The sequence below is a fragment of the Terrabacter sp. Root85 genome (assembly GCF_001429185.1).
Classification (GTDB): Bacteria; Actinomycetota; Actinomycetes; order Actinomycetales; family Dermatophilaceae; genus Terrabacter.
Genome location: NZ_LMIW01000003.1, coordinates 1 through 8722, shown reverse-complemented (window position 1 = coordinate 8722; position 8722 = coordinate 1). Strand labels below are relative to the sequence as shown.

8 protein-coding genes are annotated in these 8722 nt (G+C 67.4%); 5 read left to right on the top strand and 3 right to left on the bottom strand.

Annotated features, from left to right (window positions below; all coding sequences use genetic code 11):
- Nucleotides 1-216: 216 nt before the first annotated feature.
- Nucleotides 217-723: an SMI1/KNR4 family protein gene (locus ASE25_RS06495; protein WP_162260591.1), complete on the top strand. Its 507-nt coding sequence runs from the start codon at nucleotides 217-219 to the stop codon at nucleotides 721-723.
- A gap of 297 nt (nucleotides 724-1020) precedes the next feature.
- A complete protein-coding gene (locus ASE25_RS06490; RefSeq protein WP_056824088.1) occupies nucleotides 1021-1563 on the top strand; it encodes a GNAT family N-acetyltransferase in 543 nt (180 codons plus the stop codon).
- A 638-nt stretch (nucleotides 1564-2201) separates the two neighbouring features.
- Here the strand turns inward: ASE25_RS06490 and ASE25_RS06485 are convergent.
- Nucleotides 2202-2795 carry a hypothetical protein gene (locus ASE25_RS06485; RefSeq protein ID WP_157623354.1) on the bottom strand — a complete coding sequence of 198 codons (594 nt, stop codon included), beginning with the start codon at nucleotides 2793-2795 and terminating at the stop codon, nucleotides 2202-2204.
- 730 nt (nucleotides 2796-3525) lie between these two features.
- On the opposite strand from ASE25_RS06485, the gene ASE25_RS23700 reads away from it, so the two are divergent.
- Nucleotides 3526-4470 carry a cold-shock protein gene (locus ASE25_RS23700; protein WP_056824082.1) on the top strand — a complete coding sequence of 315 codons (945 nt, stop codon included), beginning with the start codon at nucleotides 3526-3528 and terminating at the stop codon, nucleotides 4468-4470.
- Nucleotides 4471-4674: 204 nt separating this feature from the next.
- Here ASE25_RS23700 and ASE25_RS06475 read toward each other — a convergent pair whose 3' ends face one another.
- Nucleotides 4675-5700: a molybdopterin-dependent oxidoreductase gene (locus ASE25_RS06475; protein WP_056824079.1), complete on the bottom strand. Its 1026-nt coding sequence runs from the start codon at nucleotides 5698-5700 to the stop codon at nucleotides 4675-4677.
- A gap of 291 nt (nucleotides 5701-5991) precedes the next feature.
- A complete protein-coding gene (locus ASE25_RS23770) occupies nucleotides 5992-6198 on the bottom strand; it encodes an ankyrin repeat domain-containing protein (protein ID WP_056781326.1) in 207 nt (68 codons plus the stop codon).
- Between the two features lie 429 nt (nucleotides 6199-6627).
- On the opposite strand from ASE25_RS23770, the gene ASE25_RS06465 reads away from it, so the two are divergent.
- On the top strand, nucleotides 6628-7887 hold the full coding sequence (locus ASE25_RS06465) for an IS256 family transposase (protein ID WP_056824076.1): 1260 nt from the start codon (nucleotides 6628-6630) through the stop codon (nucleotides 7885-7887).
- A 410-nt stretch (nucleotides 7888-8297) separates the two neighbouring features.
- Nucleotides 8298-8627, top strand: a complete 330-nt coding sequence (locus ASE25_RS06460; RefSeq protein WP_056824073.1) for a hypothetical protein — start codon at nucleotides 8298-8300, stop codon at nucleotides 8625-8627.
- The last annotated feature ends 95 nt before the right edge of the window (nucleotides 8628-8722 follow it).

Here is an 8722-nt window from a genome sequence, read left to right as displayed (position 1 = left end):
GCCAAAGGCCAAACCCGACGAACCGAGATCTACGACAACCTCATCACCAGCCTCGACACCACCGAAGCCTCTTGACACCGATCACCCACATAATGCCGAGTTGAGGACGTGCGCACACTGCCGCCGGACTCTGCGTGAGACCGTCTGGTCCGGCCCGGCGATGCACACTCTGGTCTACCCTCGGCCACAGACCAGCGTCGATACGAGGAGGGGTTCGTGGAGGGATTCGAGCGGTTCGGCCCAGCGCGACCACTGGCCACAGCCGAAGAAGTCTCGGCCACAGAGAGCGCCGTCGGGCGGCCTCTCCCGACGTCATTGCGAGAGATGCTGCTTACCGTCCGGAACGGCGACCGCGTCCGTGCCAACCAGCTCACGCGCCACCCTGAGGTGGGCGTCGACAACTTCCTTCGGGCCGGGCTCGAAGGAACGGACACGATCCTCAGCCGGTGTGAGGAGTTGGGTGGCGAACTTCCCGCTTGGTTTCTTCCCTTCGCCGACTGCGACGGCGGCAACCTTCTGGGCATGGACGGAGAAGGCCGCATCTTCTTCTGGGATCACGAGGAACCAGATCCGAACCAGGCCGTCACTCTCGTCGCCCCCTCGCTATCCGCGCTCGAGGACGACGTGCGAGAAGTGGTCGTCGCCCCAGAGGACGTCTCTTACACAGGCTGGGTGAACCCCGACTTCGCGGAGACGCTGAGAAAGCTGCGCGAAGAGGCCTAACAAGACGTTTGGTCGCTCGGCGGAACTGGCCACAGGCGATCGGCCAAACCAGCGCCTGCGAGGCAGGAACCCACCTCCGGGACACGCTGAGGACCGACGTCCGACCATGCCGCGATGAGCGCGATCGTGCCGACGAGAGGTCGCTGCAGGCGCTGGGTTGTCGGCCATGTCCTTTCGAGCCGATGGGCTCGCGAGCCACGTCGTCGCCAGGGTCGATCCGCAGCGGATGAGGCCTTCTCCGACGATGGCCCGGCTTGGGGTGATCTTCGGCTACTCGCCGAGCTAGAGTCCCCCAACGTGACGATCCCCGGGCTCAAGCTCACCTCCCCCACGGCCGAGCTCGCCGAGCAGTTCCTGACCTGGCGCCACCGGCCCGACGTAACCCACTGGTTCCTGCAGCAGCGCATCGAGGACACCGAGGACTACGTCGCCGACTGGGCGGCCTACGACGACCACGATCACCACCGGGCGGTGGCGGTCCTCGACGGCGTGATGGTCGGCCAGGCGACCCTGGGGGTCGTCGACGGTATGGGGCAGTCGGGTCACGAGGTGGAGTTCGTAGGCCGTGAGGGGCGGCTCTCGTACTTCGTGGACCCGGACCATGCGGGCCGGGGTATCGCGACGGCGCTGGCACGCGATGCGCTCGCGAATGCGTTCGGCCGGCTGGGGCTTCGCCGGGTCCAGGCCGGTTGCTTCGCCGAAAATGTCGCGTCGTGGCGGGTGCTGGAGAAGCTGGGGATGCGACGCGAGCAGCACGGCGTCAAGGACTCCTTCCACGCAGAGCTCGGCTGGCTCGACGGCTACACCTATGCGGTCCTCGCCGAGGAGTGGCAGGGGTGAGCACGGGGCACGCCTGCGTATCTGCCGGTGCTGCACGCGTCGGGGTGCCCGTCTTGGGTCGGCCCGACTGGGCATATTCCTCGAGACTGCGGCACAGTGGATCGTCCGCAACTTCCGCATGTCGGCCGTCATCTGACCTAGTGCTCAGGCTCATGGCGGACTACGAGTGTCATCCCTCTGGGACGCGAACGGTCGCAACCTCGACGCCCTTGAGCTCGGCATTCCAGACCAGCTCGCGGCGGCGCTGACCGACTGGGCGCAGGAGTACACCGACACACTCAACCGCTTCGACCCGGAGACCTCAGGTTCCCCGATGCCCAGACGGAAGCGGCCTGGACCCGTCGAGGCTCAGCGCTGGCCAAAGCCCTTCGAGCTTGCGGCTTGGAAATCGACTACCGGGAGAGCGAGCGACCCACCTAACCGCGCCGACCGTTGCCCTCGACGGTGGGACGGCAACGTCCGGATATGCCGCCGAGCGGTCGTGCCGGTGAGCGCGTGCATATTGCGTGGTCCGCGTCTCCCCCGCCATTCGCTCTGGCACACCGGAGTGGACGGGGGACACGCTCGGTCTTCCTCGCGTTGCCCAGCGCGCCGCGGATACTCGAGCAGGGACTGTCCGCTGCACGTCGTGGGTACTTCTAGCCGATCGCGCCGACCACTACCGCGCAAAAGTCGTAGTTGTTGCCCACCTGCTTGAAGTTGAAGGGGGGCGGAAGCTTGAAGTCGTCCGAGGGGTCACTAGGGGTCCCGTTAAAGCTGTACACCACGTTGTAGCTGAACGCGCCCGCGTCGCGGGCGAGCACGTCGCCGTTGTCGGAGTACAGGACGCCGTGGCCCTTGTTGATGACGTAGCGGGTGAAGGTGCCGTCTCCGTTGTCGATGAGCCGGATGTCCTGGCTGTCGCCCGCATGGGTATCGGTGACGGACTTTCCGGTGTCCACGTTGGTGTACTTCTCATAGCCTTCGACGAAGTAGAAGTCGTACGGAAATGCGTCGGGCCCGAGGGTGCGCGACGGCCTGACTTGGATGACGTCGGCGAACTCGAACTCCACCGTCAGCCCGGCGACGTCACAGAAGTCCTCCTGGATCTCGCTTTGCGGCGGCTGTTGGATCGTCTGCCAGGGACCGTTTCCGGGAGGGGCGGCCGAGGCCTGGGCTGCCAGCGAGACCGCGGGAATAGTCAAGCCGGCCATGAATGCCGCGGCGAGGGTCATGCTGCGTGATCGGGTCATGCTGCCACCTCCTGGGGTGGGCTATGGGGCCATTCGGCGAGGGCCCTCGTTCCGGCATACTCCTTGTCGGAACGTTCCGCAGGTAAAGGTTGAAGTCCGACAAGTCGATACTTGCGGATATGGGTGGGCTTGGCTCAAATGTGCTCTTAGCCCCTTGGAAGATCCACTCCGAACGCGGGACGTGAACGCCCGCTCTTGCCGCTCCTCGGACGACGTCCGACCATGCCGCTTGTCGCATGTTTGTTCGCAACACAAGAGATCGCTACGCGGACCACGCAGGTGAAGGCCGACGACTCGCGAACTCGACCCTTCCGTCCGTCATTCCTTCCAAGAGCGAGGGCCCAGCGGAGCGCCTCCTTGTCGCATCTGCCGGGTCGCCATCAGTTCCTGATGGCCACAGCGCTGGCAGACGAGCATTTCCTTGTCTCCGGGCTTGTGGAGGTACATGTGGCCCATGACCCAGCACGGGAAGTTCCTCAAGCGCATACTCGATCATCCACCCGACCGCGCCTGAGCAGTATGGGTTTCGGCATTCCGAGGTGTATGGCGGCGACGGTCTGTCTACGTCCGGTCAGGCCGCTGACGGCGCGTCGCCGGGCGCCGTGGATGTCGCCGTCGGGCACCTGCCACGGCAGTGCGAGCACCGCCGGGCGCCGGGCGCCGGGCGCTGTCGCAGTCCCGTCAGGGACACTAGGGGAACACCGACCGTAGCTTCGACAAGGAGTCAGCCGTGACCGAGGGAACCGTCCGCTGGTTCGATGCCGACCGGGGGTTTGGCTTCATCGCCCTCGGGCAGGACGCAGAGGACCTGTACGTGCATGCGTCCGAGATCGTCAGCGACGACGCGATGAAGCTGCTCCGGGAGGGGCAGGTGGTTGAGTTCGAGATCGGCGAGGGGGACCGCGGCCCGCAGGCACGCCGCGTCCGGGTCACGGCCGACCAGGCCGCCGATACACCGCTGGGCGTGCTCGGCACCGTCGCCTGGTACGAGCCTGCCAAGGGGTACGGGTTCATCACGCCCGATGGCGGTGGTGCCGAGATCTTCGTGCACAGTTCGGCCATCGTGGCGGGCGGCGTGGTCTCGGAGGGGCAGCGGGTGGCGTTCCTCGTTGTCGACGGCGAGAAGGGACCGCAGGCTGACCATCTGCTGCCCTTGGGTGCCGAGGCCGCCCAGCAGGCCGTGGCATCCGACGGGGCGGACGGCACCGTGTCCTGGTACGACGCGGACAAGGGCTTCGGGTTCATCACCCCCGAGTCGGGCGGCCCCGATGTCTTCGTCCACGTCCGGGCGCTGGCCGACGGCCTCCCCGACCTGGGCGAGGGGGACCGGGTGACGTACGACATCGTCGTGAGCGAGAAGGGGCCGCAGGCTCGCGACGTGCGCCTCGCACGCAGCTCGCCACCCCGGGGCGCACCCGCGGCATCGACGACCCGCGCTCGGTCGCGACACCTGGGGGCATCCGACGTCCCGGCGCGCGGGGGCGAGGGAGTGGTCGCACGCTACGACGCGGAGCGGGGGTTCGGCTTCATCGCCCCGGACGCGGGAGGCCCGGACCTGTTCGTGCACGTGTCTGTCCTCAGAGACGCCGAGGCGCTGCACGAGGGCGATCGGGTCCGGTACCAGGTGCGACAGAGCGATCGAGGACCACAGGCCGACCGGGTCGAACGGGTGTGAGCGGGACGGCGGTCCGGGCGGAGCCGGTGCTCAGGCGTGTTCCGATCCCGCCGCACGGCCATGCCGCTCTCCGCGAGCGGTTCTGCAGACAGGTCGTACGCGGCTCGTCAGCGCGAGGGTGAGCGGCGCGGATGACGAGGCGCGGCAGCGTCGCGGCTCGGTCGATTCAGGACCCTGCCCTCGAAACGAGTCACCCCTTTGCGCCTACTGCAGGGGAAACGGTGGCTCTGACCACCAGGGTTGCGGTTCGACGCTGACGTGGTCGACCCACTTGACCCACCAGAAACCCCGGCGTCCGGGTGCGACTAACCGGACCGGCGCGCCGTGGCCGGACGAGAGCAGGGCGCCGCCCACCTGGGTGGCCAGCAGCAGAACGGACGTGTCCTCGGGTGGGAAGCGTCTCGTGTAGCCGGTCGCCGAACGGACGACGACAGATCCCCGGTCCGGGGTCCCGAGCAGGGTGTCCAGACGGAGGCCGCGCCAAGTCTGCTCGGCCCACCACCCGCCCGTGCAGTCCAGGACCGCCACCTGCGTCGTGCCACTCATCGCCAAGAGCTCACCGTGTGAAAGTGCAGTCGTCGGCTCACCGGGTCGGCTGACCCTCAACGCGTACGTGTCCAGGTCGATACGGGCCACGTCGTCGGTGAACCACTGCGTGACCGGCATGGTGGAGGGGACGCCAGACCCCACCTCGTATGACCCGGTCGCCCGACGGTGTCGACCCGGGAGACCTGCGACCGACGTGACGGACTCCGCCGCGCCGTAGGCCAGTGCCGCGGCGCCACCGACCACGATGGCTCTCAACGCGGTTCGACGGGACATATCGGTCTGGCGCGGTCGCTGCGCCCGACGCGCCACGTGGAGCAGCACGAGCAGCGCGACTGCGACGGCAGAGGCGACGTGCACGGCGAGCACACGGACGCCGCCGACCTCAAGGGGACCGAGCGTGGCATGGACCACCCCGGCAGCCAGGCTGACAGTGACGACCACCGCCAGGGCGACGGCCACCGTGTGCCGACGCCGACGACGGAGTCCACGTCGCACGATCACGCTCTTCCACGGGGCGAGCACCAGGATGCCCAGGCCCAGGATGCCGTGCACCTCGCTCACGGTCCTGGACTGCGGCGAACCCTCGACCCCGAACGCCAACCAGCCGGTCGCGAAGGCTCCCGCCAGCAGCAGAAGCAGGGCGAGGTTGGTCTGCCGGCTTGGCCGGGACGGTACGACCATCCGTCAAGTGTGCCCCGGACTCCCGGAATGGCACCGTCACGCGCCTGCGGTCATCGGGCGGATGCCCCAGCCGTGTCGGGGTCCGCCCGCGAGCCTCCTCCGATCCTCACGACGACGGTCATGGCATGCGCGACTGGTTCACCGCTGTGCGCAATCGGCTGTCGAACCGGTCGCCGTGACAGGGGCGTAGGGAACGTCTGCATACGTCGCGTGAAGGGCGGCTGCGGGTGCCCGGTCGTGCCGCATCGAGACCTGCACGTGCAAGCAAAGGCGCGACGTTGAGCGACGCCGTCAGTCAGGGCGGAAGAACCTCAGGAGATCGAAGTTTGTGGTCTTCTCGGCGACCGACCGGGCACTGTTGTGAGAGAAGTTCTGAAGGTCAGGGTCAGCCCCGGCGGCCAGCAGCAGCCGCACGACCTCACCGCCTTGGTCGCCCACTCTCATGATCGCCACGAACAGCGGCGTCCTGCCGAAGCGGTCCTGCGGGCCAACCGGCACCCCTGCCGGCCAGCAGGCTTCGCGCGACGCTGGCGTGCAGTCCTTGGGCCGCGAAGTTCAGAGGGGTGTACCCGGCATGGTCAGGCAAACCCGGGGCGAGCCCTGGGTGATCAGTGCATCGGCGGCCTCGACGTCTCCCTCCAGGGCGGCGTAGTGCAGCGGGCTACGTCCGGCTCTATCCAGAGACCCAGCCTGCACCCAGTCCTCTTGCTTTCTGGGTGGCCTCATCAAGCCGAATGCTTCGACAACGGATATGCCGACAAATACACCGGATGCACCCGCACTCACAGCGCCAAGAGAGTCGTGACAGTTGAGTCCATAGCGTTGGTGTACGACGACACCGGTGAGCGTGTCCCTGCACATGCAGGTGCGGTCACCGCGTGATCCTTCGAGTGAACCTCTCACAGCACCCTCGAATGGAGCATCGCGATGACCGCGAAGACCAGTATCGACCCTGCCGCCTTTCTTCACGAGCAGCTGGCCCAGGCCAGTCCCGACCTGATGCGTGAGCTGCTCAGCACCTTCATCAACGCCTTGCTGTCCGCGCAGGCCGACAGCGTGTGCGGCGCCGAGTACGGGGTCCGCAGCGACGAGCGCACCAACCGTCGCAACGGCTACCGCCACCGCGACCTGGACACCCGCGCCGGCACCATCGACGTCGCGGTCCCGAAGCTGCGCGAGGGGTCGTTCTTCCCGGACTGGCTGCTCGAGCGCCACCGCCGGGCGGAGGCGGCGCTGACGACGGTCGTGGCGACCTGCTACCTGCTGGGGGTGTCCACCCGGCGGATGGACAAGCTCGTCCGCACGCTAGGGATCACCGGACTGTCCAAGTCGCAGGTGTCGGTGATGGCCAAGGACCTCGACGAGCAGGTCGCCGCGTTCCGGACCCGGCCGCTGCACGAGGGGCCGTACACGTTCGTCGCGGCCGACGCGCTCATGATGAAGGTCCGCGAAGCGGGCCGTGTCGTGAAGGTGGCGGTGATGGTCGCCACCGGTGTCAACGCTGACGGCTACCGGGAGGTCCTCGGGATCCACACCGCCACAATAGAATCGGGCGCCGGCTGGCTCGGGTTCTTCCGGGACCTGACCGCCCGCGGCCTCAAGGACGTCGCGCTTGTCACCAGCGATGCGCACGTCGGCCTGGTCGAGGCTATAGGGGCGACCCTGCCGGACGCGTCGTGGCAGCGGTGCCGCACCCACTACGCCGCGAACCTCATGGCCGCGACGCCGAAGTCGCAGTGGGGGTGGGTCAAGGCGCTGCTGCACTCGGTGTACGACCAGCCCGACGCCGAGGCCGTGAACGGCCAGTTCGACCGGGTCTTGGAGGGACTGTACGAGAAGCTCCCGACGGTGGCTGAGCACCTCGAGCTGGCCCGGGCGGACATCCTCGCCTTCACCGTGTTTCCGAAGGAGATCTGGCGCCAGATCTGGTCCAACAACCCGAACGAGCGGCTCAACCGTGAGATCCGCCGGCGCACCGACGTCGTGGGTATCTTCCCAAACCGCGAGGCCGTCATCCGCCTCGTCGGAGCGGTGCTGGCGGAGCAGCACGACGAGTGGGCCGAGCAGCGCCGCTACCTCGGCCTGGAAGCGCTGAAGAACGCCCGAGCCGTCCTCACCGAGCGCTCCGCTGACGACAAGCCCGAGGAGGTACCGAACGACCTGATCGCCGCCACGATCACCGCCTGAACGAACGACCTCAACGGATCACCGTCGTACACCACCGATCCGGACTTGACCGTCGTGACCGTTGCCATACGCCCAACCAGTCACACCAAGACATGCCGCCAGGATGGCTGCCCGAATCAGCAAGTCCGCCCAAACGCCCTCACGCACTCCCTCGTCCTCGCTCTCCATGCGGCCGATCAACCAGGACCCTCGGCTCTTTCAACTGGTGCGCGCCGTCGCACAGATATGTATCAAACACCTCCGAGGAGGACCGCGACATCCAAGGTCAGGCCGACGGCCTGTCATGCCGCTCCGCGAGGGACCGGGCCGCTGGGAGAACGTGCGATTGCGGGAACGACCCGGCTTCACCGAGGCGTGCCCGGCTACGCATCATGAGAGACTGCCGGTTCTTTGGCTCTTGAAAGGTGCCCATGTCCGACGTGCCAGTTGATCGCCCAAAGATCGTCTGCCTGTGCGGTTCCCTGCGCTTCGGCAGCGAGTTATCGGCTGAGCGCACGCGCCTGACGCTCGATCTGGCGATCGTCTTGGCTCCGGAGGCCACCGAGGTGTCCGTGCCGGACCCTTCCCTCGTCCGCTCATTGGGAGAGCTGCACCTCCGCCGGATCGACCTCGCAGACGAGGTGAGAATCGTGAACCCCGGCGGCTACATCGGAGAGGCCACCCGGCGCGAGATCGCGTATGCCGACGCAATGGGCAAGCGCGTGACGTACGTCCACGAGCCGGCCACGAGGGACAGCTAGGGCGTGTCTCCCAGTTCGCGTAGCCAGGTGACAATCGCGCCGAGGACGACCCCGCCCCGGTAGGTCAGGGCGAGCTTGTCGTACCTGGTGGCCAG

Excerpts from the sequence above, each read along its gene's own strand:
- ASE25_RS06465 (WP_056824076.1), top strand. The coding sequence starts at position 6,628 with ATGACCGCGAAGACCAGTATCGACCCTGCCGCCTTTCTTCACGAGCAG.
- ASE25_RS06475 (WP_056824079.1), bottom strand. The coding sequence starts at position 5,700 with ATGGTCGTACCGTCCCGGCCAAGCCGGCAGACCAACCTCGCCCTGCTT.
- ASE25_RS06460 (WP_056824073.1), top strand. The coding sequence starts at position 8,298 with ATGTCCGACGTGCCAGTTGATCGCCCAAAGATCGTCTGCCTGTGCGGT.
- ASE25_RS06485 (WP_157623354.1), bottom strand. The coding sequence starts at position 2,795 with ATGACCCGATCACGCAGCATGACCCTCGCCGCGGCATTCATGGCCGGC.